Origin of the sequence: Burkholderia sp. Bp9142 (genome assembly GCF_003853415.1) — a bacterium.
Classification (GTDB): domain Bacteria; phylum Pseudomonadota; class Gammaproteobacteria; order Burkholderiales; family Burkholderiaceae; genus Burkholderia.
In genome coordinates this window covers 1-336 of sequence record NZ_QTPP01000120.1, presented here as the reverse complement: position 1 = coordinate 336, position 336 = coordinate 1, and the positions used below count along the sequence as shown (strand labels likewise).

Annotated in this window: 1 rRNA gene; it reads left to right on the top strand. The window is 59.5% G+C overall.

Going from position 1 to position 336, the window contains the following annotated elements:
* Nucleotides 1–14: 14 nt before the first annotated feature.
* A 5S ribosomal RNA gene (rrf, locus tag DIE22_RS37930) occupies nucleotides 15–127 on the top strand.
* Nucleotides 128–336: the final 209 nt, after the last annotated feature.

Below are 336 nucleotides of genomic sequence, written 5' to 3'. Positions count from 1 at the left end.
GACAACCCTCTTTGCCTGATGACCATAGCGAGTCGGTCCCACCCCTTCCCATCCCGAACAGGACCGTGAAACGACTCCACGCCGATGATAGTGCGGATTCCCGTGTGAAAGTAGGTAATCGTCAGGCTCCCTAAGCCAGAAACCCCCGCCCGAACAGGCGGGGGTTTTTGCATTTGCGGCGCCGGAAACGCGCGATGGCCGCGGGGCGGGGGGCTTGGTCGCTGGCGCTGGCCGCACAGATGGATCTCTCCGGGCAATAGTGACCTTTCCCCTCTGAAGTATCCCACTGTAAAGTTAGTGGCAAGGCCGCAGGAGAGACCTTGTCATGAAGAAATC